We start from the raw sequence: 23,958 nt of genomic DNA, 5'->3' as shown, positions 1-23,958 counted from the left end.
GCATGACCGAGCTCTTCGACGGTTATCACGACAACTACCGTGACGTGGTCCAATCCTCGATCGACTTCTCCGGTTTGCCGCATCATTTCTTCATGCGCGCCAAGGCCGATCTGCTGGGCAATCTGATCGCGCAGCGGCTCGACACGGAGAGGCCCGACATGCTGGACGTCGGCTGCGGCGTAGGCAGCCTTCATCCCCTGCTGCACGGCATGGTCGGCCACTTGAGCGGTATCGACGTTTCTTCGGCCAGCCTGGCGCAGGCACGCGCTGACAATGGCAGGGTCGACTACCGTGAGTTTGACGGCCGCACCTTTCCATTCGACGATGCCAGCTTCGATCTGGTCACGGCCGTCTGCGTGATGCACCACGTCGTGCCGGCTGAATGGGCGCAATTCATCGCGGAGATGCGGCGCGTGACCCGCCGCGGGGGACTCGTCTGCGTCATCGAGCACAATCCATACAACCCGCTGACGCGCCTTGCCGTCGCGCGTTGTGAGTTCGACCGGGACGCGGTCTTGCTCGGGGCGGGCAAAGCCCGAAAATTGATGGCTGCCGGCGGCTTGCGCGAGATCGGTGCGCGCCATTTCCTGCTGCTGCCCTGGGACACCAAGCCCGCGCGGCGCCTCGAAGCGACCCTGAGAAGGGTGCCGCTCGGCGGCCAATACGCCGCCTTCGGGACCGCTTGATCTATCTTTGCGGCATATCTCGCCGCTTGTGCACGACCGCCACGTCATCGCTGTAGACGCGCTGCCATTGGGGCAGCCGGTCCAGCATCGCTATCGCCGGCGTCCCCGGCGCGAGCAGCGTCGCGCCGATGTTGTATTCGTCGAGCAACTTGAGAAAGTCGCCGAGATCGACCAGCGCCAGGGCGCGATTGTAGCGGTTGATGAACGCTCCCCCGTACAGTTCACCGCGACCGTCGATAAAGGTGGGAATGCCGGCAAAGATCAAATAGCCGCCGAAGGAATAGTCGTTGAGCACGTGCCCCGTCGTGGCGAGCTTGGCTTCAGCGATGGCAGCCTGAGGGGTAATGGCCGGAGCCGGCCGTATATCACGGGCCAGCGTCGCCGCGCTCACCACGATCAACACACCCAGTGTGGCCAGGTTCAGGCCGCGCGACGAGCCGGCAGCATCTTCCGCAATCGGTCCGCCGAACTTCCGCCCCAGCGGAGCCGCCAGATAGAGCGGCGCCAGCACGGCCAGCAGATCCGCATTGCGGATCTGGGCCAGCGCGAAATGCAGCAAGCCGATCACGACCAAGGCCCGCACGACCGGCAGCGTCACGCCACGCGAGAGCGCGAAGATGCCGGCCAGCAGCAGCAACTCGAAGAAGCCTATGTGGCTGAAATCCTGCGGCCGCCATTCCGCGATCCAACCGAGCGCGGGGCCGAGGCCGAGCGTGGTCAGGGGCATCAGCAGCGGATCCGGCCCGTAGGGCGTCAGGCAGGACGCAGCGACTGCAAGCGCGGTGAATGGAAGCCAACGCAGGAATACGCGCGGCCATTCGCTGCGCTTCTCGCGCAGCAGCGCCTCGAGCCCCCCGGGGCCGATCAGCCCAAGCGCCAGCACCACACTGCCGTGCAGATTGGCCCACACGACCAGCAGCGGAAGGGCCCAATACGGCGGGGGCCCTCCACGATCCATGCAGCGTACCAGGGCAGCCGCCCAGGTCACCATCAGCGGCAGCACCAGCACGTGTGGCCGCGCCAGCATATGCGGCGCCAACAGGATCACGGCCGCGATCACCATGAGCAGCGTCTGGGCCGGCGAAAGCTCGCGCAGCAGGAAGAACGTGAACAGGCCGAAGGCGAGCGCTATCGCCGCGGCGCCGACGACGAGGACGCCCTGCCAGCCGGCAAGCGCGTAGGCTCCGGCGTAGATGATCTCCGAGAGCCATTCGAAGGTGATCCAGGGGGCGCCGTGCCTCGAAAAAGAAAATGGGTCGCTCGCCGGCAGCGTGCCGTGCGCGATGATCCAGCGCCCGACCTCGATGTGCGAATAGGTGTCGGGATCATTGAGCAGCCGCGGTCCTAGGATCAGCAGCAGGACATAGACGCCAAGGCTCACCAGCCAGGGGAGCGCCGCGCGCGCCGAAAACGGTTGAACCTCGCTGTGGACGGCCTGTTCACTCATGGCGAGCGCAAGTTAGGGCCCAAGCGTTAAATTCCTCTTTGACGTTCACGGCGGCTGGGGAGTGCGCGGCGGGCCGGTCACCCTTTGTGAACCATACTCCCGGCTGCGAAATCCGGGCTGCGGCGCTTTGACGACCATGCGGGTCCTGATACCCTTCATACTGTCAATCGACCAACCACAACTGCAAGGATGCGGATGAGAAGCGTGATGCTCCTGGCTTTCAGCCTCGTCTTTGTCGGCGTCTGGTCGCAGGACGGCGCGAGAGGACAGACTTCGGCCGCACCGCCGGTTTCGCTTTCTCCGCCCAATGGATCGCCGCTGCATGCGGGCGCCAAAAATCCCAGACCTCCGCCGGCAGCATCCATCAGAGAAGCTTCGCCGCCTGTGATCGGCGGGCTTCCATCGGCGCCGAACCCAGCCGCCGACTACGATGGCTTCAGCGTAGGCACTGGCGACGACAACGACACATCGCATCAGGTGGTCCCGCCTGTGAGGTCACGCACTGCGAAGAGCTCCAAGGCCGACCCAGGTGATAAAGGCGCCGCTGAGCAATTGATCGATCAAGAAGACGAGGCGTTGAAACGCAAGCTGAGGATCTGCCAAAGCTGCAAGTAGGGGTCGTAGCGGATGGAGCGCGGCGAAATTCGTCGCGGGGATATCCGGTGGCACGGCCCCGGATTGCGCTGCGTCCATCCGGGCTACGGCAGCTCGCTGCATAGCTGGCCTACCGCAGCTCTCACGCGCTCACGCTTTACCCTCCGCCAATTTCCTGATCCTCTCTCCCCTAATCAGCCGGACCAACCGGCCTGCCCAGGGAGAGAGACGCCATGAAGCTCGGCACCGCGATTGCGGAAATCATGAAGCGCGAGGGAATCGAGATCCTCTGCGGCTATCCGGTCAACCATCTGATCGAACATGCGGCCAAGGCCGATATCAGGCCGGTGATGGTGCGGCAGGAGCGCGTCGGCATCCACATGGCGGATGCGATCTCGCGGGTGACGTCGGGACGCTCGATTGGCGCGTTCTGCATGCAGCATGGGCCCGGCGCGGAGAACGCGATGGGCGGCGTCGCGCAATGCTACGGCGAATCGGTTCCCGTGCTGGTGCTGCCGATGGGTTATCAGCGCAGGCTTGCGCATATCGAGCCGAACTTCAATTCCAGCGAGGCGATGAAGGCGTTTTCGAAATCGTCCGAACCGATCATCCTTGCCGCCGAGGTCGCCAACATTTTTCGCCGCGCCTTCACCAAGCTGAAGAACGGCCGAGGCGGGCCTGTCATCGTCGAGATCCCCGCGGACATGTGGAACGAAGATGTACCGGAGCCGCTGAACTACACGCCTGTGCTGCGCACCCGCTATGGGGCGGATCCTGTTCATGTGAAGGAGGCCGCCCACCTGCTCGTCAACGCCAAGCGCGCGGTGATCTATGCCGGCCAGGGCGTGCATTACGCGCAGGCGTGGCCACAACTGAAACGGCTGGCCGAACGGCTCGCCATTCCCGTCACCACCAGCCTTGGGGGCAAATCGTCCTTCCCGGAGACACATCCGCTCTCGCTTGGCTCCGGCGGCCTTGCGGTGCCGCGCGCGGTGCCGAAGTTCCTGGCCGAGGCCGACGTCATTTTCGGCATCGGCTGCTCCTTCACCGAAACAAGCTTCGGCATCGCGATGCCGAAAGACAAAACCATCATCCACTCCACACTCGATCCGAACCATCTCAACAAGGACGTCGAAGCCAGGATCGGCCTCGTCGGCGATGCCGGGCTCGTGCTCGATGCGCTGCTGGAGGAGATCGGCAAGACCGTCACCGCGGATCGCGACGCCTCAGTGGTCGCGGCCGAGATCGCGGCCTCGCACAAGGAGTGGCTGGCGAAATGGATGCCGAAGCTCACCAGCAATGACGCGCCCTTGAGTCCCTATCGCGTGCTGTGGGACCTACAGCACACCGTCGACATCGGCAACACCATCATCACCCACGATGCCGGCAGCCCGCGAGACCAGCTCTCGCCGTTCTGGAAGTCGGTCGAGCCCCTCACCTATCTCGGCTGGGGCAAGACGACGCAGCTCGGCTACGGCCTTGGGCTGGCCATGGGCGCCAAGCTCGCAAAGCCCGACAAGCTCTGCATCAATGTCTGGGGCGACGCCGCGATCGGCTTCACCGGGATGGATTTCGAGACCGCGGTGCGCGAGCGCATCCCGATCATGTCGATCCTGCTGAACAATTTCTCAATGGCGATCGAATTGAAGGTGATGCCGGTGTCGACCGAGAAATATCGGTCGACCGACATTTCCGGCGACTACGCCGCGATGGCGCGCGCCTTCGGCGGCTATGGCGAGCGGGTGACGCGACCTGAGGACATCATCCCCGCGATCAGGCGCGGCATCCAGAAGACGCAGGAAGGCGTTCCCGTGCTGCTGGAGTTCATCACCAGCAAGGAGACCGAGGTGTCTCGGCCGGGCACATAAAGCGGGCTGGATTCCGGCAGCAAAACTCGCTGTCGCGGACGCTGGCTCCGGCCGCAGGAGATGTGATAATCCGCCCTGGTGCCGCGCTTGTCGCAGCATCAAGCCGGATTGCGAATGACCGCCCCTTCCAACGACATCGCGGAACTCAAGCGCCTGTTACAGGCGGCCACGGCCGAGAACGCGCAGCTTCGCAGCGAACTCGCGATTGCGCGCGATCGTCAGAACGCCAGCGCCGGGATTCTGCGCACCATCGCGGCCTCTCCGTCCGATGCCCGGCCGGTCTTCGAGGCGATCGCGTCCAGCTCCAGGCGCTTGCTCGGCGGCTTCTCCGCCACTGTGCTTCAGTTCATCGAGGACGAGCTCCACCTCGTGGCGTTCACACCAACCAGCCCCGAGGCGGACGAAGGGCTCAAGGCGTCGTTCCCGCGCAAGATTGCCGACTTTCCGACCTTCGCGCTGGTGCGTGGCGGCGAGACGATCCAGTTTCCAGATAGCGAAGCTGCGGAGGTCCCGGAGCTGAACCGGAACCTTGCGCGGCTGCGCGGCTTCCGCAGCGTGCTGTTCATGCCGTTGATGAACCGGGGGACGCCAGTCGGCATGATCAGCGTCACGCGCGCCGAGCCCGGCGCGTTCGCAACCGACCTCGTCCAGCTGCTCCAGACCTTTGCCGATCAGGCGGTGATCGCGATCGAGAATGCGCGGCTGTTCAACGAGACGCGCGAGACGCTGGAGCGCCAGACCGCCACCGCCGACATCCTGAAAGTGATGGCCGCTTCACCGTCCGACGTACAGCCGGTGTTCGACGCCATCGCCGCCAACGCCAACCGGCTGATCGGCGGCTTCTCCACGGCGGTGCTGCGCTACATCGGCAGCGCCGCGCACCTTGCGGCGTTCACGCCGACCGATCCGGCCGGTGATCGCGTGCTGCAGTCCTCGTTCCCGGTGCCATTCGCGCAGTTTCCGCCCTACCGGCTCGTGGCCGATGGGGTGGCGGCGCAATTGCCCGACACCGAGGTCGAACCGGCGGCCCGCGACATCGCGCGCGCCCGCGGCTACCGCAGCATGCTGTTCGCGCCCTTGATGAGCGACGGTGAGGCCATCGGCGTCATCGTCGCCACGCGACGCGCGACCGGCGCGTTCGGCGAGCATCAAGTGCGGCTGCTGCAGACCTTCGCCGACCAGGCGGTGATCGCGATCAAGAATGTCAGCCTGTTCAACACCACGAGGGAAGCGCTGGAACGGCAGACCGCGACCGCCGACATTCTCAAGGTGATCGCGGCCTCGCCCGCGGATGTGACGCCGGTGTTCCAGGCGATCTCCGATAGCGCCAAGTCCCTGGTCGGCGGCCATTCCTCCACCGTCACGCGCGTCATCGACGGCCTGCTGCACCTGGCCGCCTTCAGCACCGACAACGAAGCCGGCAATGAAGAGCTGCTCAGCTCGTTCCCGGCGCCGCTGTCGGCATCCGGCATTCACAGCCGGGTGGCAAGAAGCGGAGAGTTCGCATCCCGCAGCGACATGCAGAACGAGCCCGACCTCACGGACGCCATGAGAGAGCTGGCGCGGACGCGAGGTTATCGCAGCATCCTCGTGATCCCGATGCTGCGCGACGGCGTCGCGATCGGCACCATCGGCGTGACGCGGCCCGAGGCCGGTCCTTTCCCGGACAAGGCGATCGCCCTGCTCAAGACCTTTGCCGACCAGGCCGTGATCGCCATCGAGAACACGCGCCTGTTCAACGAGGTGCAGGATCGCACCCGGGACCTCGCCAAATCGCTCGACGATTTGCGCGCAGCCCAGGACCGGCTGGTCCAGACCGAGAAGCTGGCGTCGCTCGGCCAGCTCACGGCCGGCATCGCGCACGAGATTAAGAATCCGCTCAACTTCGTCAACAATTTTGCATCCGTGTCCGCCGAACTGACGGACGAACTGAACGAGGCGCTCGCGCCTGTCCCGCTCGCGGACGACGTCCGCAGCGAGGTCGACGAGCTGACTGGACTGTTGAAGGACAATCTCGCGAAAATCGTGCAGCATGGCAGGCGCGCCGACTCCATCGTCAAGAACATGCTGCTGCATTCCCGCGAGGGCGGCGGCGAGCATCGGCTGAGCGACATCAACGCGCTGGTCGAGGAGAGCCTCAACCTTGCCTTTCACGGCGCCCGCGCCGAGAAGCCACAGTTCGACGTGACGCTGAAGCGCGAGCTCGATCCGGCGGCCGGGCAAGCGGAAGTGTTTCCGCAGGAGATCACCCGGGTGCTGCTGAACCTGATCTCGAATGGCTTCCACGCGGTCGCCAAGCGCAAGTCGGATGGCGCCGCCGCCGATTACGAGCCGGTGGTGATCGCCGCGACACGCGACCGGGGCGAGAGCATCGAGATCAGCATCCGCGACAATGGCACCGGCATTCCGCACGAGGTGAAGGAAAAGATGTTCGATCCGTTCTTCACCACCAAGCCGGCCGGCGAAGGCACCGGTCTCGGATTGTCGATGAGCCACGACATCGTCGTGAAGCAGCACGGCGGCACCATCGACGTCGCGACGGAGCCGGGCAAGTTCACGGAATTCACGATCCGGCTGCCGCGACAGAGCAGCTTTTCAGACCAGAACAAGAGATAGACTCGCCCGGAGGATGCCGTGACGAATCTGGCTTGGCTCGTTCGACGGCAATTGCTCTCGCTGTCCGGTGTCGGCCTCATGCTGGGCGCTCTGTTCTTTGCTGCCGCGCTGACGCCGACGCTGATTCCGCGGAGCTATCTCACGCAAGGCGCGCTTGCCGGCGGCTGTTTTGCGATCGGCTATTTCGCCGGCGTGCTGTGGCGCCGGCTATGGCACTATCTCGAATTGCCCGAACCTTCGCCGCGGGCGAGATCGATTGCGAATGCGCTGGTCACGGCCGGTTGCCTGCTGGTCGTCGTTATCTTCCTGCGGCGAACCGCCGAATGGCAGAATTCGATCCGCACAGTGATGGAGATGACGCCGGTCGAGACCGCGCATCCGCTCAAGGTCTGCGTCATCGCCCTGATCACGTTCGCCGTTCTGCTGGTGCTCGGGCGGCTGTTCGCGTTTGTCGCCCGCTTCCTCGCCGTACGCACAAAGCGCGTGATTCCGCGGAAGCTCGCCAATGTCCTCGGTGTGCTGATCGCAGGCTTGCTGTTCTGGTCGATCGCCAGCAACGTCCTGGTCCGGACCGCGTTCAACGCGCTCGACTCCTCCTTCCGCGAACTCGACGCCCTGCAAGAGCCCGAGCGGCCGCAACCGGCCGCCCCCGATCGAACCGGGAGTTCTGCGTCGCTGGTGAAGTGGCAGGAACTCGGGCGCATGGGGCGCCGGTTCATTGCCTCGGGCCCGAACGCGACAGAGATCAGCGCCGTTACGGGACAGCCCGCGCAGGATCCCGTGCGCGTCTATGTCGGTCTCGGCAGCCGCGACACGGCCCAGGCGCGCGCCAAGCTTGCGCTCGAGGAGCTCAAGCGCCAGCACGGTTTTCAACGCAAGGTCCTGATCGTCATTACGCCGACCGGCACCGGCTGGGTCGATCCATCCGCGATGGATACGGTGGAATATCTCCACCATGGTGATGTCGCGAGCGTCGCGATGCAATATTCGTATCTCAACAGCCCGCTGTCGCTGCTGTTTCAGCCCGAATACGGAGCGGAGGCGTCGCGTGCGCTGTTCGCCGAAATCTACGGCTACTGGACGAGCTTGCCCAAGGACAAGCGGCCAAAGCTGTATCTGCACGGGCTCAGCCTCGGCGCCATGAACTCGGAAAAATCCGCAGAATTGTTCGAAACAATCGGCGATCCCATCGCCGGTGCATTATGGAGCGGAGCGCCATTCGAGAGCCGCATCTGGCGCTTGATTACCGATAACCGCAATCCAGGATCACCGGCGTGGCTACCAAAATTCCGCGACGGCCGCTTCGTGCGCTTCATGAACCAGAACGGACCGACGGTGCCGCCGGATACGCCCTGGGGCCCGATGCGCGTGGTCTATCTGCAATATGCCAGTGACGCGATCACATTCTTCGACTACGGCGACGCCTATCAGGCGCCGGCCTGGATGGACGCACCGCGCGGGCCTGACGTATCGTCGGAATTGCGATGGTACCCCATCGTCACGATGCTGCAGCTCGCTCTCGACATGGCGGTCGCAACCAACACGCCGATGGGTTTTGGCCATGTCTACGCACCCGAACACTACGTCGATGGCTGGGTCGCGGTCACAGATGTCGGCGATTGGTCTGCCGAAGCGCTCGCACGGCTCAAGCACCAGCTCGCGACGAAAGCGCGGAAGACGGGCGCGGGCAATGGCGACGATGATCCCGACCGCGGTGGCTAACCCTTACTCCGCCATCTCCACCTGCTGCGTGACGGAGGGACCGGCCAGCGGCCGCTCCTCCATCATGATCAGGCACAGCGCGGCGCCGGCCATCAGCGCGGTGGCGGCGCCGAACACGTAGCGGAACGCATGCCGCATGTCCTCGGCGGGGATCGCATTGACGGCGCCGTGATGCTCGCCGGCGAGTGGAACGTCGGCACCGAGGGCGATGAGCAGGATGGCCGCGAACGCCGCGACCGTGAACGAGGACATCAGCGAGCGGAAGAAGTTCAAGGCGCCGGTGATGGTGCCGACCTGCGGACGGGCGACCGAATTCTGCACCGAGACCACGCAGACCGGAAAGGTGGTGCCGAGGCCAAGCGCAAACGCGGCCATCAGTGTCAGCAGTGCCCAGAGCGGCAACGTCGTCAACGTCAGGCCGAGGCCGCACAGCGCAGCCCAGGACGTTCCGACGATGGCGACCCGCTTGTAGTGCTTGGCGCGCGCCATGGTGCGGCCGGCGACGGCCGCGCCGACGGTCGAGACCGCCGCGAGCGGAATCAGCGCGAGGCCCGCTTCGCTGGCGCTGAGGTGATAGACCGCCTCGTAGTAGAGCGGCAGCTGCACCGTGAGGCCCGTGATCGCACCGAGCGCGCAGCCGCCCGCCGTCAGCCCGAACGGCACAACCGATCCTCCGAGCAGCGGCAGCGGCAGGAACGGCTCGTCGGCGCGGCGCGCATGCCACACGAAAGTGACCGCGAGCGCGACGGCGCCGCCCACCATCGCAAGTACGGTCGGCGAGAGCCACGGGAAGCGCGTGCCGCCCCAGGTCAGCACCAGCATGAAGACGACGGCGGAGGCCATCAGCAGCACGCCGCCGAGCCAGTCGACCTTGCGCTTGCGGTGGAACACCGGGATCTTTTTCATCCGGGGCAACAGCAGCGCGATCGCCGCGGCCGCGAGCGGCACATTGATCCAGAAGATCATCGACCAGTGCAGATGCTCGGCGAACACGCCGCCGATGACCGGGCCGAGAATGCCGCCGACCATCCACACGCTGGAGAAATAGGCCTGGTACTGGCCGCGCTCGCGTGGGCTCACGACGTCGGAAATCACGGTCTGCACGACAGGCATGATGCCGCCGCCGCCCAGTCCCTGGAGACCGCGTGCGAGAATCAGCATCGGCAGGTTCGGCGCGATCGCGCACAGCACCGAGCCCGCGACGAACAGGCTGAGCGAGATGATGATCATCATGCGGCGGCCGTAGATGTCGCTGAGTGTGCCGAACACCGGCGCGACCGCGGTCGACGCGAGCAGATAGGCGGTGATGACCCAGGAGAGATTGGAGACATCGTGGAACTGGCGTCCGATGGTCGGCAGCGCGGTGGCAACGATGGTCTGGTCCAGTGCGGCCAGGAACATCGTCAGCATCAGGCTGATGACGATGGTGCGGACCTCGTCCTGCGACAACGGCGCCGGCGGCGCAAGCGAGGGAGCGTCATCGACGCTCAAGACCTCGCTCGGAAGGCGGGACAATTCCTCGGCGATGTCGTCGGGCAATGTCTGGGTGTCGGCAGAACTGCTCTGCCGCTCGAACTTGTTCATCTCGACCGGAAGCCATGGGGCGGCGCAACGCCGCGAAGGATTCGTTCTATGCAGTCCAATGTAGACAGCAAAGTTCTTCCCAGGCAGGCACCGCGGCGCATGGGTGCATCCCAAAGTCGGGCCATCGCGACGATTGGCGTACGGACCCAGGTGAGAGTCGCAGGACCCCCGTCGCTGCTGGCAGCCCTGCGACGTCCCAGGGCACCTTTAGGAAAACATCAGTGCCGTCTTGCCCGAGGGGCCTGGATGCACCAGTCGCAGCCGGGCGATATAGCTTCGGCCGGCGAACAATTTGTAGGAAATCCTCGCGTTTCGATCCTCGCCGCTATCATCGTCGCCCACGAGAAACCGCGGCGTTCCGTTCACCTCCTCGAACAGGACCAGCGTTGCGTCAGACGGCCCTTTGGTCTCGATGGTATATTTGCGTGAGGCGCTGGGTTTGATCGCATAGTCCATCTGCTGACCAGCGGCGAGATCGACCACGGCCGGATGGAAGGGCTGAAGCGTCGTCAAGGCCGGCTGTAGCGGCGGATACCAACGGCGGATCCACTGCTTGTCTCCGGCGGAGAGCGTCCCCGGAGGAACCAGACCATTGGCCTCGTAAGGCTTCGGCTCCGCAATCAGCCCCGGCTCAAACTCGTATTCCATGATGGAATCCGGGTCCCATGTTGAACCCTGTACCTGCTGCGGGGTGAGCTTCTCCAGGATATTGTGAAACGTCGTCGAGCGGCTCCACTTGTTGGGCGGGGCGCCCAGCGACTTGTAAACAGCCTCGTCATGCCACTTGATGCCGGCGAAGGGGTTTTGATGCTCGTGCTCCATGCCAAGCACGTGTCCGAGTTCGTGCAGCGCAGTGCCGCTGCCATATTGCGAGGTCAGATCCCAACCATACACGGTGGTCGGCTCGGTCTGGGATACCTGCAGCACGTCTCTGCCAACCTGCGAGGCCGACGATCCGTCTGGTACTGAATAGCCAATTCGCACTTCGGCTTCAGCGAGTTGGGAGACCTCCTGGAATTCGAGGCCGATGCCTACCGCCTTCCATTTCGCGAAAGCCTTGCGTACCGCGTCCGCCTGGGCCCTGGGAACTTCAAAGTGACCCGAGGTGAAAAAGCAGTAGTGCAGGACCGTGCCGTTCACCCACTTGGATCGGCTCGAGATAATCGCACGTGCGCGAAGGGTGTCGGCCATGACAGCCGGACTGAGCTGCGGCAGGACTCTTGGGCCGTTCTGACAAAATGGCCGGGCCTGACCTTTGACCGCGGGAGATTTCTTCGCCTGCTTTTGCGACTTTGCCATATGGCTCTCCAAAAGATTTGCGCCCCAAGTGGGGACTGAAAACAGAAGCCAAGAGAAAAACGGCACCGTAAAACGGCGCCAGTCTATCACAATCTCAGATTGTATCAATATGCTGCGCCAGGGGCTGGGCGTCCGCGCCGGCGCGACGTCGATCTCGCAGGCGGATCAGTCCTTCGGACGTCGCTTCAGGCGGGCCCGTTTCGGAAGCTGCGCCGGCCACTGCACGATGTGGTTCTCGAGCTCATCGTCCGGGATCTCCACCTCGCTGCCTTCGACCCGTCCGCGTACGGAAACGCCGGCCTCATGCACGGTGTCGGGATCGCCTGACACCAGCGGATGCCACCAATAGAGGTCGCGGCCTTCCGCGACGAGCTTGTAGCCGCAGCTCGGCGGCAGCCAGTTCAGGGTGCGGACATTGGCCGGGGTCAGGCGGACGCAGTCCGGAACCTTGTCGGAACGATTCGCATAGTCCTTGCAGCCGCAGGTCACCCCATCGAGCAGCTTGCAGCCGACATGGGTGAAATAGATGTCACCGGTGCCATCTTCCTCGAGCTTGTTCAGGCAGCAGCGGCCGCAGCCGTCGCACAGGCTTTCCCATTCGGGCCCCGACATCTCTTCCAAGGTCTTGGTTTTCCAGAAGAATCCTTCCTGGCCTGAAGGTCGTTTGGGAGCTGCGGTCATGCGCCTCAACAAAAGTTCGAAAGAGCTACGGCTGGTGCCATCTAGGGCGTGCGGCCGCGGGGCTGCAAGCAACGCCCGCGTGAGGCCCGTAATGAACCGGGGTCAATTAGGCCTGTTGTTCAAAATCGCAAGCGTGACCATTGGTTTATAGGCCCTGCTCGGCTAGAAGGAACAGCAAGTCCCCACCGTCGCTGGCCGGGCGCCTTGGGTTTGCCGCAACACTCCCGCAAGACGTCTCGATGCCGCCCCGGCCGGGTGCTTGAACGCTTTCGAACCAAGCCGCAAGGGTTCTAGGTGCGCCAGATCATACCACCGCATTGGAAGGCCCGGATCCGGAATTTCTTCCTGGATCTCGATGCGCGCATCGACTCCTCGCTGTTCTCCTCGGCCAAGGGCATCCGCGAGCTCTACGAGCGCTACTCGACCTTCATGGACCGCTTCTATGTCGGGCGTTGGAAGCGCTGGGTGTTCATCGAGCCGCTGTCGGAGGCTGCGACGCTGGGCCTCGGCGGCCTGGTTGTGATGCTGACCCTCGCCATCCCCGCCTTCCGCGAGACCGCGGACGAGGACTGGCTGAAGAAGTCCGACCTCGCGGTGACCTTCCTCGACCGCTACGGCAACCCGATCGGCAGCCGCGGCATCAAGCACAACGATTCTATCCCGCTGGAAGATTTTCCGGACGTGCTGATCAAGGCGACCCTCGCGACCGAGGACCGCCGCTTCTACGAGCATTTCGGCATCGACATCGCCGGCACCGCGCGCGCGCTCGTCACCAACGCCCAGGCTGGCGGCGTCCGCCAGGGCGGCTCCTCGATCACCCAGCAGCTCGCCAAGAACCTGTTCCTGAGCAACGAGCGCACCATCGAACGCAAGGTCAACGAAGCCTTCCTCGCGGTCTGGCTGGAATGGCGCCTGACCAAGAACGAGATCCTCAAGCTGTATCTCGACCGCGCCTATATGGGCGGCGGCACCTTCGGCGTCGACGGCGCCGCGCATTTCTACTTCAACAAGTCGGCACGTGACGTGACGCTCGCCGAAGCCGCGATGCTCGCCGGCCTGTTCAAGGCGCCGACCAAATACGCGCCTCACATCAACCTGCCCGCCGCACGCGCCCGCGCCAACGTCGTGCTCGACAACCTCGTCGACGCCGGCTTCATGACCGAGGGCCAGGTGTTCGGCGCCCGCCGCAATCCCGCCTTCGCGGTCGACCGCCGCTACGAGGCCTCGCCGAATTACTATCTCGACTACGCCTTCGACGAGATGCGCAAGCTGGTCGACACCTTCCCGAAATCCTACACCGAGCGCGTCTTCGTGGTCCGGCTCGCGATCGACACCAATGTGCAGAAGGCTGCGGAGGACGCGGTCGAGAACCAGCTGCGCCAGTTCGGCCGCGACTATCACGCGACCCAGGCAGCGACCGTCGTCTCCGATCTCGACGGCGGCATTCGCGCCATGGTCGGCGGCCGCGACTACGGCGCCAGCCAGTTCAACCGCGCCACCGACGCCTACCGCCAGCCGGGCTCGTCGTTCAAGCCGTACGTCTACACCACCGCGCTCCTCAACGGCTTCACGCCGAATTCGATCGTGGTGGACGGCCCGGTCTGCATCGGCAATTGGTGCCCGCAGAACTATGGCCATTCCTATTCCGGCGCAGTGACGCTGACGCAGGCGATCACGCGTTCGATCAACGTGGTGCCCGTCAAGCTGTCGATCGCCATCGGCCAGAAGAACGAGCCCAAAGCGCAGAACCCGGCCAAGGTCGGCCGCGCCAAGATCGTCGAGGTCGCGCGCCGCTTCGGCCTCAAGGCGCCGCTGCCCGACACGCCGTCGCTGCCGATCGGCTCGGACGAAGTCACCGTGCTCGAGCACGCGGTGGCGTATGCGACCTTCCCCAACCGCGGCAAGGCGGTGACGCCGCATTCCGTGCTCGAAGTGCGCACCGGCGCAGGCGATCCGGTCTGGCGCTGGGACCGCGACGGGCCGAAGCCGCGCCAGGCGATCCCCGCCTCGGTGGCCGCCGACATGGCCGGCATGATGAGCCACGTCGTCAGCGAAGGCACCGCGCGCCGCGCAGCCCTTGACGGCATTCCGACCGCGGGCAAGACCGGCACCACCAATGCCTATCGCGACGCCTGGTTCGTCGGCTACACCGGCAATTTCACCTGCGCGGTCTGGTACGGCAATGACGACTATTCGCCGACCAACCGCATGACCGGCGGCTCGCTGCCGGCGCAGACCTGGCACGACATCATGCTCGCGGCGCATCAGGGCGTTGAGGTCCGGGAAATCGCCGGCATCGGCATGGGCCAGAAGCTGCCGCCCGAGCGGATCGCCAACGCGCAGGCCAATGCGGCGCCGAAGGTGCTGGAGACCAAGCCCGGTCCGCCGCCGGTATTGACCAAGCGCGGCGCCGACGTGTTGGTGCGGGTCGAGAAGCTGCTGGATGACGCTGCCAGGACCGCGACCAAATCGGCGGCCACCGATCCCAAGCAAGCCAAGCCGGCATCGTCCACGAGCGCGCTCGCCTTCCCGCAGAACTATGCGGAAGAGAATGCGAACGCATCCGCCCCGCGCAAGAACTGATCGAAACAAGTGCGGCTGATCCTGATCACATTGACGGCTCTTCTGCTCGCAACCGTGGTGGGCGTCGGCGCTACCTGGATGACGACGACGCGCGGCACCGAGATCGGCGCGCTGACCATCGGCCCCTGGACCGCGCGTCCGCGCACCGGCACCGCCGATGTCGATCCGTATTCGCGCGCCACCATCGTGCGCAACGGCGAGCTGCCGATCGGCACCGGCGACGGCGTCGCCTTCACCGCGACCGCCGACGACAAGAAGAAGGTGCTCGACGGCCGCTGCGACGTCGTGGTCTCCGGCGTGACGCCGCCGGCACGGTTCTGGACGCTGACGCTTTATGACCGCAAGGGTCATCTCGTCCCGAATTCGCTGCAGCGCTACGGCTTCACCAGCCAGGAGATCGTGCGGCAGTCCGACGGCTCGTTCGAGATCCGCATCGCCTCGCGCTCGCGCGCCGGCAACTGGCTGCCGACCGGCGGCATCGAGCGTTACGCGCTGATGCTGCGGCTCTACGACACCCCGGTCGGCGTTGCCACCCGCACCCAGCGCGACGCGCCGATGCCCACCATCACGACGGCGGGCTGCTCATGATCCGGCTGTTGTTCACAATCGTTGCCGGCGTGGTGCTGGGCCTCGTGGTCCATCTCGTCAGCGTGCTGGCGTTGCCGCGGATCGCGACCCAGGACGCCTATTCGCGGCTGACGCCGATGACGAAGCTCAACGGCGTCACCCAGCTTCCGCTCGCCGATCCCAGCACCTCGCCGATGCCGTTCATGGACCCGGCCTTTGCGCTGGCGATCTGCCGCTACGATCTGTCGAACGGGCCGATTAAGCTGACGGTCCCCGTCAGCCAGGCCTACACCTCGGTGTCGTTCTACACCCGCAACGAGATCGCCTATTACGCCATCAACGACCGCTCGGCCGGCAAGAAGGTGATCGAGCTCGATTTGATGACCGAGCCGCAGCACAACGAACTGCCGGAGGACGAAGAGATCACCGCCGCCGACCGCCTGATCATCGATTCCCCCAGCACCACCGGCCTGATCGTGATGAAGGCTCTCGCCCCCGAGCCCGGCCTGATGCCGCAGGCGCAAGGCTCGCTTGCGGCCGCGAGTTGCGGCCCGCAGACCGAGGCGCCGGCCAAGGCGGAGGCGCCGCGCGGCCGGCGCTGAAGGGCTCCGCTTTGGCAGCGCAAAAACAAAAACTCGAAAAACAACCGCATGCACAGTAGCGGGGGCGTTGAAATCGTTAGCCATTTTGGTTGCACCAAATAGGCGTTTGCCGGACCGATACATCCCTGCCCGTCGCGCTGTTCGGCTTTGACTCGTCGGGCAAAACACTGGCAGAATGGCATCATCGAAAGTTCACCCGCGCGGAGCAATCCGCCGCGGTTTTTTTTATGCCGGAGCAGCTTGCGCTTAGAATGGCGGGGCTCGTTCGAGATTGTCCCGCCTGAATTCGGAACGAACATTCGACCCTTGAATCATTCCACGTCGGCTGAGTGTCGGATGTCCAACCGTGTCGCGCTTAAATCAGTTCGCCCGTGAGGCCGCAGCGGAATTGCTGCGCATGGCAAAAACCACAAAGGATCCACGGTCGCTGCTGGCTTCGTACAGCGTGCCGCAGACCTGAAAGACGGCACCGGCGAGCTTCCTGCCATCGATGTCGAGGCCATGGCCGAAGAGCCGCCCAAGCCCTTGGCGAAGAACTAAGGCTGCCTCGGTCGGCGAAGGCTGCGTCCACTCCCCTCAGGACTGAGCGGGCGGAGCTCCGGTATTCAGAAGTTGAGCTACGGCGGTCACGATTTGCGCAGGTGCAAATGGCTTGGTCAGCAAAATGCTGTTGGGCACGCCGTGGGCGGGCCATTGATCGGCCGCCGCGCCTGTCATGTAAATCACAGAGATGTCCGGATTTAGCTCCCTGGCGCGATGGCCGACTTGCCAGCCATCGAGCTTTCCGAACAAATTTATATCGGTAACGAGTGCGCGATACTTGGTTCGGTTGCCCTGCAGAAGACTAACTGCATCCTCCCCACTGACGGCGACTTCGGCTTCAAAGCCGCCATCTGACAATGCGTCGGCCACCATGTCGCGGATAAGCTGTTCGTCTTCCACGACGAGGATAGTAACTCCCGCCCCTTGCATGCTGTCCCCCTGCGCACCCCGCTGTGCGATCGGGGAAGGAACTCGCGATAAAGAGTTATGTTCCATTTTGAACACAGCGAGCAAGGGTCCCCCGCCCAACGAATGTCAGCTCGACTTCAGGAGTGCAGCTTCTTGCGCGACTTCCCGATCAATTCGCGAAGGCCGGCGACATGCTCGTGGAGGATGCGCCGCCGGGCCTAGTCGCCCTCGCGGACTTTCACTTTTGGCTTGGCCGGCGGCTTATCGCGCCTGACATCACACCAGCCGCACGGCCGCAGGCGGCCTAGATCGAGATCGATCTTTTCACGCTCTCAGGGCTGCGGCGGTTCTTCTGGCGGGCTTGGTGGCGGCAGTCCGTATTCCAAGGCGCGCTTTGCCGCCAGCTTTCTGTAAGCCGCCGCCTGGTTCAACAGCTGAGTTTTGAAGGTCGAATCCTGCTCGCCCGCCGCCAATTTCTCCAGACTGACGGCGCGCTCCAGGTATTCGGTCAACAGTTTCATCGCCGCCGCCGGCTTTTCTCCGACCCGTAAAAATCTCACGGCGCGAAAAAAGGTCAAGCGGGGAAAGTCCGGCTACCGATCCACTCTCTCAGGGTGAGCGCAGTACGGGAATCTTGGTGCCCGTTGAGGCACCAGGCAGACAGGGAGGGATGACGGCTAAGGCCCAGAGAGCGGACGGTGCTACAGTGATCGCCGCCGGCCAGCGGTCAGGATACTACCGCTGGTTAGACCTTGGTCATTCAAACTGATCCAGAATCTCTCGCACCTTCAGCGCTAGTTTTGCTTGCGAGATTGGCTTCTCCAGCAGGTTGACGCCTTCATCAAGCCTTCCCTGATGGACCACGGCATTGCGCGAATAGCCGGTCATGTACAGGATCTTCAGTCCAGGTCTAATTTGATGCGCGCGCCTGCCGAGTTCGCGACCATTGATCCCCGGCATGACCACGTCAGTGAGAAGAAGGTCCACCTTCGAGTCGTCTTGCAGGAGAATGGTCAGAGCGGCCTGGGCGCTGCGGGCCGAGAGGACGCGATAGTTGAGCTCCCGCAGGACGTCAGAGATATAGACGCGCAGATCTTCATCGTCCTCGACGACGAGAACGGTCTCGGATAGCTCACCCTCGGCAATTTCTTCGGGTGCGATTTCCTCGCGCGGTGTGCTTCCGGAAAAGCGCGGAAAGTACATCTTGATGGTGGTGCCTTGCCCCACCTCGCTGTAGATTTTTGCGTGGCCTCCGGATTGCTTGACGAAGCCGTAGACCTGGCTCAGGCCAAGGCCGGTGCCGTGGCCCGGCTCCTTTGTCGTAAAGAAGGGCTCAAAGGCGTGACTGAGAACGTCCCGCGACATTCCGCCTCCGGTGTCAGTCACGCAAATGGCGACGTACTGACCGGGCGCCAATTCAGGATTGAGCCGGCAGTAGTCATCGTCGGCGGAGATGTTGGCCGCTTCCAAAGTCAGCTTTCCACCGTCCGGCATGGCGTCACGAGCGTTGATTGCCAGGTTGACGATGGCTGACTCCAGATGATTGGCGTCGGCTTCGATTTCCCAAAGACCCGCACTTCCGACGGTCTGGACTTCGATGCGCTCTCCGAGCGTGCGCTGAAGGAATTCCTGCAGGCTATTGACGTAGTTGTTTATGTTGATTGGTTTGGGATCAAGCGCTTGTCGGCGCGAAAATGCCAACAAGCGACTGGTCAACGCCGCGGCTCTCTGCGCGCCTCGTTTGGCGTTTGCGAGCGCCCGGTTCAGATTGGCTCCGGGCGCCTTGGCGTGCCGTTCAGCTGTCTCGAGATTGCCAAGGACGATCATGAGCAGATTGTTGAAGTCGTGCGCGATCCCGCCGCTGAGTTGCCCCACCGCCTCCAGCTTTTGGGATGCGGCGAGTTGCTCCTGAACGTGCTTGAGCTCGTCCTCAGCGCGCTTCCGGTCCGTAACGTCGCGCGTGACTTTGGCGAACCCGACGATGTTTCCGGCCTCGTCCGTGATGCGATCGATGATGACCGACGCCCAAAAGCGGGAGCCGTCTTTTCGCAGGCGCCAGCCTTCCGCTTCGAAGCGACCATGCTCCGCCGCCTCTGAAAGCGCACGCTTGGGCACACCGAGTTCTATCTCTTCAGGCGTGTAAAAAGCGCTGAAATGCCGACCGATGATCTCCGGCGGCGCGTAGCCCTTGATCCGCTCTGCTCCGGGATTCCAGGTTGTCACGTTGCCGAGTGGGTCGAGCTGAAAGATCGCGTAATCGACCACGGCCTCGACCAGCTGGCGATAGCGCCGCTCACTATCGAGAAGCTCTTCATGGGCTTCCTGACGTTCGGTAACGTCTCGCGTGACCTTGGCGAAGCCGATCACTTCACCGGCTTGATTGCGGACGGCATCGATGATGACCGATGCCCAGAAACGGCTTCCGTCCTTGCGGACTCTCCATCCTTCGGCGCTGAAGCGGCCTTCTCGTGCTGCGACGCTCAAGGCGCGCTCTGGAAGCCCATTGGCGCGATCATCTGGCGTATAGAAGGATGCGAACGACTTGCCGATGATTTCGTCAGGCGAGTAGCCCTTCAACCGCTGGGCACCGGAGTTCCAGCTGCGGACTGTGCCGTCGAGGTCGATCATGTAGATGGCGTAATCAACGATTGCGTCGATGAGCAGTTGAAGGCGCGCAGTATCGTCGATCCCGTCAAGTTTTGACTGGTGGGCTTGCAAATGGTCGACTCCGGTGTCGGGGGAAACCGTTTAACCGCGAAGTCTTTTTATTGTTCCGTAGTGCTGCTCCGTGCCAGCCTCGGATGGCATGACCTCTGTCGGGGTCTGAAGTCCGTTAAGGGCGGTTATCGGATTCCAGAAAAAGCGCTGGTGGCATGTCTGCTGAGGGCCAGGAGACGACCTTCCTAGAACTGCCGGCGAGAGCTAAACCTTATTGTCTGTTTCCCTGCTCAACAAAATCGCCCCACTCCTCCCTGAGAACCGCACGAGAGATTCCGGGAGGAAGCACTTCCTCTATGACTTCCGCATTCCGGGAGGCGTTTGGATCTAAGAACAACCCGACTAACGGCATGCACGCCTTCATGGCGTAGCGCGCGGCGTCCTCGGCTGTCCGAACGCCCGCCGCTTGAGCATCAGGTGCGTGCGACCGAACACAAGCTCGAAAGCGGGAAACAGACGGCTGCTCTCCATGATGCGTCTGAGCGGATAGCTGAGACGATAATATGAGAAGCGAGATCAAAATAGCTGCTCTCAATGGACGCTCCAAGACATTGAAACGGACTAAAGTTGAAGCTCGCTTTTGGGACCGAAATAAGGGCGGCCAACTCTGCAATGGGTCACAAGCGGCGATTGGCGCCGGGCTGGAAACTTCCGGTCTACCCCTCTGAGCCGACATGTCGCGGCACCGCTCCAACGGTAGCGATGGGCTAAAAGGCGACCGAACTCGACTAGCGATTGGCCTCAATTCATCTTATCTTCCGCCCATGAACGATTGCTGTTGTCCTCCGCCGCCCCTCAACTTGGGCGGAACCAAAAAGCGGGATGCCGCTTACCGCCGGGTGCTCTGGGCTGTGCTCGCGATCAATGCCGCAATGTTTGCGGTTGAGGTCGTCGCGGGCCTCGCTGCTGGATCGGCGTCGTTACAAGCAGACGCGCTCGACTTCTTAGGTGACGCTGCAAACTATGCCATAAGCCTGCTCGTAATTGGCATGGCACTCCGCTATCGCGCTGCTGCTGCTCTTGCGAAGGGCGCTACAATGGCCGCCTTCGGTGCATGGGTCATCGCAACAGTCGTTTGGCATTCGCTCCACGGAACGCTCCCAAGCGCATTTGCTATGGGCACCGTTGGAGTTGCGGCCTTGGCTGCCAACGCCGCTTCATTTGGTCTTCTTTGGGCGTACCGTCATGGTGACGCCAACATGCGATCTGCATGGATTTGCACCCGTAACGATGTGCTTGGGAACCTCGCGGTCTTATTGGCAGCCGCTGGCGTGTTCGGGACCGGCACAGGATGGCCCGACGTGATCGTGGCCGCCATCATGGCCGTGCTTGCTATTCAGGGTGCTGCTATCGTCATCCGCCAAGCCGTCGGAGAGCTGCGCGTAGGCGGTTTGGCAGCAGCCGAATAAATCCCGTTGCCAAGGGCTAATGTCCGTTTTGGTCAAAATGCGAAGAACTCGACCTGAGCAAATTTTGTCCGCCATGCCTCAATAAGCGGACCTCGTGGAGCGATGCTGCCAGTTCGCCGAAGGGCCACAAGCGGTCATTCCTGGTGGAGATGGTCACGTCGCCACGAGTACAGAACATCGGGTTCTTTCTCTTCGTTGCGTGCGCCATCTGTCTTTGAGACAAGCCGAAAACCATGCTTCTCGTAGAACTTGCGTGCAGTTTGGTTTCGCTGGAAGGTCCAGAGGCTCAGGTGCGCAAATCGATCCTTCGCAACATTCAACAGCGTAAGGCCAATCTGACGGCCTTGCCACGTTGGGAGCACGTAGAGTTGGTCGATCCATGCATCGCGAAACGCTATAAAGCCAACGAGCTCTTGGCCGCTGGACCAGCCCCAGAGTTGGCAGGCCGGAAAAGTGCGTTCTCTGAAGAACCAACGGTCCTCCGCTGGAGTGTGGAGCCCGGCCAGAGTTGGCAGAGCTTGGTCGAAAGCCGTACGATGGACAGCGGCCGCAGCATCCATGTCTTCAATCGCAAGTCGCCTCAGCATTTATGAACCCCAAGGTCTCGGCCGATCGTACCCCAGCGAACCTATCGCAGCTATGCGCAACACGTCTCTTCTGGGGCAATCGCGTCGGTGCAGACCTCTACTGTCTCTTCCAGTCCGGCCCGAACAGCTGACATGGTGGAGCCGGCGCAGTTGGTCCGGAACGGGCCAGAAGCCGAAGCCAACTACTGATACTCCTCGAGAGAAACTCAGGGGGCTTTCCGCGCGTCGTCACAGACCAGTCGATGCACTGTCGGCGCTACAATTTGACTGCGCTTCAAGTCCATGTTGCTAATTACCTCGGAGAACTTGCCGTCGCAGTCAAAGTGAAACTCGAAGAGGTTGTTCTTGTTAAAGGCATCTCCATCGATAATGTAGGCAGTGGCGGAGTGGGCGGGCTTCGTGCTTAGATCAATTGCGAATTCGGTGCCGTCGTCGGCGGTCATTACCTGCCAGCGCGGCTTAATGAGCTTGCCCCGCCAGTTGACGTAGCCGTCACGCCAGAGAAGTGACCATGTGTCCGCCGCCATGCGATCTGGTGACTGAGCCGCGATACTCGATGGTAACACCGCCAAAACGGACATTAGGATTTTGGTTCCAACCTTCATTGAGCGTACTCACTTGGCAACATTGGGTGCGATAGCTCATCATTGCCCACTGCCAAGTCGAACAGCCTTTTATGGCCGCTTTGGGTCACAAGCCGCCGAAGTGACAGCCGGCTGCAAACTTCCGGTCGGCCCCTGTGAGCTGACATGCAGCGAGACCCCGCCAACGGAAGCGATGGGCCAGGAGGCGACATCGCAATCTTTGCTTGATATGAAAGTGGCCGCCAAAGGGGGATGACCATTAATGTTTGCCGTGGTCGCAATCTTGGGGCTGCTAACGGTGCTACTCGCACCATCATGGATTGTTCTTTTTCTTTTCAACCGGATGACCTTCAGTCAAGCCCTACGGGCGGCATCACCTGTTTGGGCTGCCCAAGTGATTATCTCCATCGCGCTCATTTTTCTTGCCGACAAATCAGGTTTGCTAAATCCGGCGGGTTACGTGCTTGGGACATGTGTCTTGGTTGGGTTCGCAGGTGCTTTTTTCCTCCGCCGCTCAAAGCACAGTGGGTGACGTCGGAAAGAAGCTACGGATTGGTATGGGCCAATAAGGGCCATGACGAGACGCATTACCAACAGGGCTTCTGACTATCGTTTCCGCGAAAGCAGGGGCACTCGGCTGAGCCGGACGCCTGGCGGGTCAAACGGTACGACGGCGAGCGGATCGCGAGGTCACATAGATGCCGAGGAGGAACGGAACCGCCGTGAGCGCTACGCTTGGTAGGAGGTCCGTGACGATCATTTTGAACGAAGCCAGACGATGTGTGCGGTGCCACTCATTGGTCGGCAGAGCCCATGCAATGATCGCAAAACTGAGCCAAAGCATAACAGCCGTCGCTGCGATGCTGAGGTATGTAAGCCTTCCATGCTTGAGCAGCACGGCCGAGAGGGGCACGCCAACTACCGTGGCAGGCGGCAACAGGTAAATTAAGATCAGCACTGAGGCATAGACGGTCCAGCCGGGTACGATTGACCAACGTTGGGCCTCCTCAAGGAGACCAGTCGAAACGCGCTTGCTGAATTCATTATATGACCAGAGAAAATTACTGGCTAAATGGCCGAATGCACCGCATGCGTATCCAATGAGCAACGGCCCAACGCCGAACCGAGTAGATGTACTGCCGAGGATCATGGACCAGACGAAAAGCGAGAGCAAAAGTGCCATTCCAACCAGCAAGAAACCGGCTGGTCCCATCATCCCATAGACAATCCAATCGGTCGGCACTTCGCAAATCTCTAATGAAGGAGCGCTCGGCAGCATTCGGGCAGGACTAAGTGTAGCAACTTGGCCCCACCATTGCGAGCCGGGCGTCCGGTTTGGGTCACTTGCCGAAGTCGGCAGGGTCGCTTGCGCGGCAAGGACGAGCATGATAGCAAGCGCCATCGGGTCAAACACAACCGCCCGACCAGCTTTCGAGCCAAGCGTTGTTTCGCTCCATTAT

The 23,958-nt window shown here is 62.7% G+C and carries 20 protein-coding genes; 10 read left to right on the top strand and 10 right to left on the bottom strand.

What is annotated here, in order from left to right; genetic code table 11:
• The first annotated feature begins 2 nt into the window (after positions 1 to 2).
• A complete protein-coding gene (locus tag N551_RS0124305; protein ID WP_027569111.1) occupies positions 3 to 686 on the top strand; it encodes a class I SAM-dependent methyltransferase in 684 nt (227 codons plus the stop codon).
• 1 nt (position 687) lies between these two features.
• Here N551_RS0124305 and N551_RS0124300 read toward each other — a convergent pair whose 3' ends face one another.
• Positions 688 to 2,133: a hypothetical protein gene (locus tag N551_RS0124300; RefSeq protein WP_027569110.1), complete on the bottom strand. Its 1,446-nt coding sequence runs from the start codon at positions 2,131 to 2,133 to the stop codon at positions 688 to 690.
• A 195-nt stretch (positions 2,134 to 2,328) separates the two neighbouring features.
• On the opposite strand from N551_RS0124300, the gene N551_RS0124295 reads away from it, so the two are divergent.
• The 4 genes from N551_RS0124295 (at position 2,329) to N551_RS0124280 (ending at position 8,933) form a co-directional block, all read left to right on the top strand.
• Positions 2,329 to 2,748, top strand: coding sequence for a hypothetical protein (locus N551_RS0124295; RefSeq protein ID WP_027569109.1), 420 nt, complete (start codon positions 2,329 to 2,331; stop codon positions 2,746 to 2,748).
• 191 nt (positions 2,749 to 2,939) lie between these two features.
• A complete protein-coding gene (locus N551_RS0124290) occupies positions 2,940 to 4,595 on the top strand; it encodes a thiamine pyrophosphate-requiring protein (protein ID WP_256379062.1) in 1,656 nt (551 codons plus the stop codon).
• A gap of 114 nt (positions 4,596 to 4,709) precedes the next feature.
• Positions 4,710 to 7,211: a GAF domain-containing protein gene (locus tag N551_RS0124285; RefSeq protein WP_027569107.1), complete on the top strand. Its 2,502-nt coding sequence runs from the start codon at positions 4,710 to 4,712 to the stop codon at positions 7,209 to 7,211.
• 78 nt (positions 7,212 to 7,289) lie between these two features.
• Positions 7,290 to 8,933 carry an alpha/beta-hydrolase family protein gene (locus N551_RS0124280; RefSeq protein ID WP_051462958.1) on the top strand — a complete coding sequence of 548 codons (1,644 nt, stop codon included), beginning with the start codon at positions 7,290 to 7,292 and terminating at the stop codon, positions 8,931 to 8,933.
• A gap of 3 nt (positions 8,934 to 8,936) precedes the next feature.
• Here N551_RS0124280 and N551_RS0124275 read toward each other — a convergent pair whose 3' ends face one another.
• The 3 genes from N551_RS0124275 to N551_RS0124265 all read right to left on the bottom strand — a co-directional run bounded on the left by N551_RS0124275 (position 8,937) and on the right by N551_RS0124265 (position 12,497).
• The gene (locus N551_RS0124275) at positions 8,937 to 10,517 is read right to left on the bottom strand and encodes an MDR family MFS transporter (protein WP_027569105.1); all 1,581 of its coding nucleotides are present in this window, start codon (positions 10,515 to 10,517) and stop codon (positions 8,937 to 8,939) included.
• Positions 10,518 to 10,724: 207 nt separating this feature from the next.
• A complete protein-coding gene (locus N551_RS0124270; RefSeq protein WP_027569104.1) occupies positions 10,725 to 11,816 on the bottom strand; it encodes a M12 family metallopeptidase in 1,092 nt (363 codons plus the stop codon).
• A gap of 165 nt (positions 11,817 to 11,981) precedes the next feature.
• Positions 11,982 to 12,497 (bottom strand): YcgN family cysteine cluster protein, encoded by a 516-nt coding sequence (locus tag N551_RS0124265; protein ID WP_027569103.1) that lies wholly within the window; start codon positions 12,495 to 12,497, stop codon positions 11,982 to 11,984.
• A 294-nt stretch (positions 12,498 to 12,791) separates the two neighbouring features.
• On the opposite strand from N551_RS0124265, the gene N551_RS0124260 reads away from it, so the two are divergent.
• From N551_RS0124260 to N551_RS0124250, 3 genes are read left to right on the top strand one after another with little or no spacing between them, the layout of a single operon-like run.
• Positions 12,792 to 15,080, top strand: coding sequence for a transglycosylase domain-containing protein (locus N551_RS0124260; protein WP_027569102.1), 2,289 nt, complete (start codon positions 12,792 to 12,794; stop codon positions 15,078 to 15,080).
• 9 nt (positions 15,081 to 15,089) lie between these two features.
• Positions 15,090 to 15,668 carry a DUF1214 domain-containing protein gene (locus N551_RS0124255; protein ID WP_007593444.1) on the top strand — a complete coding sequence of 193 codons (579 nt, stop codon included), beginning with the start codon at positions 15,090 to 15,092 and terminating at the stop codon, positions 15,666 to 15,668.
• A complete protein-coding gene (locus tag N551_RS0124250) occupies positions 15,665 to 16,249 on the top strand; it encodes a DUF1254 domain-containing protein (RefSeq protein ID WP_027569101.1) in 585 nt (194 codons plus the stop codon). Before N551_RS0124255 ends, N551_RS0124250 begins: the two co-directional genes overlap by 4 nt.
• A gap of 576 nt (positions 16,250 to 16,825) precedes the next feature.
• Here the strand turns inward: N551_RS0124250 and N551_RS0124245 are convergent.
• The 3 genes from N551_RS0124245 to N551_RS0124230 form a co-directional block, all read right to left on the bottom strand.
• Positions 16,826 to 17,221, bottom strand: a complete 396-nt coding sequence (locus tag N551_RS0124245; RefSeq protein WP_027569100.1) for a response regulator — start codon at positions 17,219 to 17,221, stop codon at positions 16,826 to 16,828.
• 311 nt (positions 17,222 to 17,532) lie between these two features.
• Positions 17,533 to 17,778, bottom strand: a complete 246-nt coding sequence (locus tag N551_RS0124235; protein WP_245287843.1) for a hypothetical protein — start codon at positions 17,776 to 17,778, stop codon at positions 17,533 to 17,535.
• A 178-nt stretch (positions 17,779 to 17,956) separates the two neighbouring features.
• Positions 17,957 to 19,918, bottom strand: coding sequence for a PAS domain-containing sensor histidine kinase (locus tag N551_RS0124230; RefSeq protein WP_027569098.1), 1,962 nt, complete (start codon positions 19,916 to 19,918; stop codon positions 17,957 to 17,959).
• A gap of 764 nt (positions 19,919 to 20,682) precedes the next feature.
• Between N551_RS0124230 and N551_RS0124225 the strand changes: the two genes are divergently transcribed.
• Positions 20,683 to 21,327 carry a cation transporter gene (locus N551_RS0124225; RefSeq protein WP_027569097.1) on the top strand — a complete coding sequence of 215 codons (645 nt, stop codon included), beginning with the start codon at positions 20,683 to 20,685 and terminating at the stop codon, positions 21,325 to 21,327.
• 134 nt (positions 21,328 to 21,461) lie between these two features.
• Here the strand turns inward: N551_RS0124225 and N551_RS0124220 are convergent, their stop codons facing one another.
• Together N551_RS0124220 and N551_RS0124215 are read right to left on the bottom strand one after the other, a co-directional pair.
• A complete protein-coding gene (locus N551_RS0124220; RefSeq protein ID WP_027569096.1) occupies positions 21,462 to 21,914 on the bottom strand; it encodes a GNAT family N-acetyltransferase in 453 nt (150 codons plus the stop codon).
• A 206-nt stretch (positions 21,915 to 22,120) separates the two neighbouring features.
• Positions 22,121 to 22,519, bottom strand: coding sequence for a hypothetical protein (locus N551_RS0124215; RefSeq protein ID WP_155809917.1), 399 nt, complete (start codon positions 22,517 to 22,519; stop codon positions 22,121 to 22,123).
• 241 nt (positions 22,520 to 22,760) lie between these two features.
• On the opposite strand from N551_RS0124215, the gene N551_RS38350 reads away from it, so the two are divergent.
• Positions 22,761 to 23,030, top strand: a complete 270-nt coding sequence (locus N551_RS38350) for a hypothetical protein (RefSeq protein ID WP_155809916.1) — start codon at positions 22,761 to 22,763, stop codon at positions 23,028 to 23,030.
• Positions 23,031 to 23,156: 126 nt separating this feature from the next.
• On the opposite strand, the gene N551_RS0124210 is transcribed toward N551_RS38350, so the two are convergent.
• Complete coding sequence (locus N551_RS0124210) at positions 23,157 to 23,885, bottom strand: hypothetical protein (protein ID WP_155809915.1); 729 nt, start codon at positions 23,883 to 23,885, stop codon at positions 23,157 to 23,159.
• Positions 23,886 to 23,958 lie beyond the last annotated feature (73 nt).

This window comes from Bradyrhizobium sp. URHA0013, from assembly GCF_000518345.1.
Taxonomy (GTDB): domain Bacteria; phylum Pseudomonadota; class Alphaproteobacteria; order Rhizobiales; family Xanthobacteraceae; genus Bradyrhizobium.
This window is presented reverse-complemented; position numbering and strand designations above follow the sequence as displayed.

Excerpts from the sequence above, each read along its gene's own strand:
- N551_RS0124265 (WP_027569103.1), bottom strand. The coding sequence starts at position 12,497 with ATGACCGCAGCTCCCAAACGACCTTCAGGCCAGGAAGGATTCTTCTGG.
- N551_RS0124285 (WP_027569107.1), top strand. The coding sequence starts at position 4,710 with ATGACCGCCCCTTCCAACGACATCGCGGAACTCAAGCGCCTGTTACAG.
- N551_RS0124210 (WP_155809915.1), bottom strand. The coding sequence starts at position 23,885 with ATGCTCGTCCTTGCCGCGCAAGCGACCCTGCCGACTTCGGCAAGTGAC.
- N551_RS0124225 (WP_027569097.1), top strand. The coding sequence starts at position 20,683 with ATGAACGATTGCTGTTGTCCTCCGCCGCCCCTCAACTTGGGCGGAACC.
- N551_RS38350 (WP_155809916.1), top strand. The coding sequence starts at position 22,761 with ATGTTTGCCGTGGTCGCAATCTTGGGGCTGCTAACGGTGCTACTCGCA.
- N551_RS0124305 (WP_027569111.1), top strand. The coding sequence starts at position 3 with ATGACCGAGCTCTTCGACGGTTATCACGACAACTACCGTGACGTGGTC.
- N551_RS0124220 (WP_027569096.1), bottom strand. The coding sequence starts at position 21,914 with ATGCTGAGGCGACTTGCGATTGAAGACATGGATGCTGCGGCCGCTGTC.
- N551_RS0124215 (WP_155809917.1), bottom strand. The coding sequence starts at position 22,519 with ATGAAGGTTGGAACCAAAATCCTAATGTCCGTTTTGGCGGTGTTACCA.
- N551_RS0124270 (WP_027569104.1), bottom strand. The coding sequence starts at position 11,816 with ATGGCAAAGTCGCAAAAGCAGGCGAAGAAATCTCCCGCGGTCAAAGGT.
- N551_RS0124300 (WP_027569110.1), bottom strand. The coding sequence starts at position 2,133 with ATGAGTGAACAGGCCGTCCACAGCGAGGTTCAACCGTTTTCGGCGCGC.
- N551_RS0124250 (WP_027569101.1), top strand. The coding sequence starts at position 15,665 with ATGATCCGGCTGTTGTTCACAATCGTTGCCGGCGTGGTGCTGGGCCTC.
- N551_RS0124280 (WP_051462958.1), top strand. The coding sequence starts at position 7,290 with ATGCTGGGCGCTCTGTTCTTTGCTGCCGCGCTGACGCCGACGCTGATT.
- N551_RS0124295 (WP_027569109.1), top strand. The coding sequence starts at position 2,329 with ATGAGAAGCGTGATGCTCCTGGCTTTCAGCCTCGTCTTTGTCGGCGTC.
- N551_RS0124275 (WP_027569105.1), bottom strand. The coding sequence starts at position 10,517 with ATGAACAAGTTCGAGCGGCAGAGCAGTTCTGCCGACACCCAGACATTG.
- N551_RS0124245 (WP_027569100.1), bottom strand. The coding sequence starts at position 17,221 with ATGCAAGGGGCGGGAGTTACTATCCTCGTCGTGGAAGACGAACAGCTT.